The sequence below is a fragment of the Thermogutta sp. genome, assembly GCF_039793925.1.
Taxonomy (GTDB): Bacteria; Planctomycetota; Planctomycetia; order Pirellulales; family Thermoguttaceae; genus Thermogutta.
The window spans coordinates 1-1,061 of record NZ_JBAMME010000182.1 but is presented as its reverse complement, the minus strand read 5'-3'; the positions used below and the strand labels follow the sequence as shown (position 1 = coordinate 1,061).

At 55.0% G+C, this 1,061-nt stretch carries 4 protein-coding genes; all 4 read left to right on the top strand.

From position 1 onward, the window contains the following. The coding region (locus tag ABJK56_RS06765; RefSeq protein ID WP_347243904.1) for a hypothetical protein at positions 1-412 on the top strand (412 nt) is incomplete at its 5' end. A gap of 2 nt (positions 413-414) precedes the next feature. Then, positions 415-603: a hypothetical protein gene (locus tag ABJK56_RS06760; protein ID WP_347243903.1), complete on the top strand. Its 189-nt coding sequence runs from the start codon at positions 415-417 to the stop codon at positions 601-603. After that, positions 600-872, top strand: a complete 273-nt coding sequence (locus tag ABJK56_RS06755; protein ID WP_347243902.1) for a hypothetical protein — start codon at positions 600-602, stop codon at positions 870-872. The genes ABJK56_RS06760 and ABJK56_RS06755 overlap by 4 nt, the downstream gene beginning before the upstream one ends. Then, positions 869-1,061 (top strand): hypothetical protein (locus tag ABJK56_RS06750; protein WP_347243901.1); only part of this gene is annotated, 193 nt, incomplete at its 3' end. The genes ABJK56_RS06755 and ABJK56_RS06750, both read left to right, overlap by 4 nt.

Sequence of the window (1,061 nt, the reverse complement as noted above, 5' to 3'; positions counted from 1 at the left end):
GCTGGCATTGGCGGGCACTCCGCCGACAATCATCGGGCGGGTGGATACCGTGACCACGCTGCTTGTCCGAACCACCCCCACCGCAATCCAGATGACTTCAAACCCGGCCGGACAGGTGAACGTGCTGGCGGTAAAGGATGGCGTTCTGCACCGGTGGACCGGCACGCTCGGCACCCACGCCTTCAAACTCACCGCCGGGCCAGCGGGTTTTCTGCTCACATCCCGGCCATTCATCATCTCACCAATCATCGCCGGCGAGTTCTCATCTGACAGACTGCAGGATGCAGAACTTGCGGTCTGGGCTGGATTGGAACTGCACGCTATCCGTTGGCGGGGTGAACTACTGGTGGGGATTGACAACCTGAAACCAAAAGGAAGAGCCGGTTTCACATACCGGCTGGCAAACTGGTGAGTATGAAAATCATCCTGAACCGCACCCGCTTTGTTTTTGCAGTTCTGACGCTCGGCGTCATCATTTTCTTATCACTCACTCACCACCTTGATACCGGCGGAACAGCCACCGCGCTGGTGGCTCTCATCTCCGCCTTTTTCGCTGTCAAGGCGGTGGAGTATTACCGGAATGGAAATGGAGGAGAAAAATGAGGAAGAAAGAAAAACAAACCCCACTGCAAGCCTGGCAGGAGGAAATCAACCAGGTGCTGGATACCATCAGCACCGCTTCAACCGGATTGACATTCGCCGAAATCAGCGAGCTTTTCCCGAACACCGGGAAAATGAGATTGCGGCGGGCTCTGGCTCAGCTGGTCAAGTCGGGCAAGTTGCGAGCTGCGCATGTGATGCGCCCGAACATTTTCGGACGGATGCAGCAGTTTCCGGTCTACCTGCTGCAGGAAACGGGGAAGAAAAAATGAAAACAGAAATGAAAACCGATGCGATAGTGGTCATCTCCGACATTCACGCAGGGAGCAGGCTGGGATTATTCCCGCCAGGCAGAAAAAAAATCCTGCGAGGAAGCAATGCAGACGATTACATTACGGTTAACCCCTCACCCTTCCAGCGGTGGCTCTGGAAAATGTGGCAGGAGTTCTGGAATGAGTTTG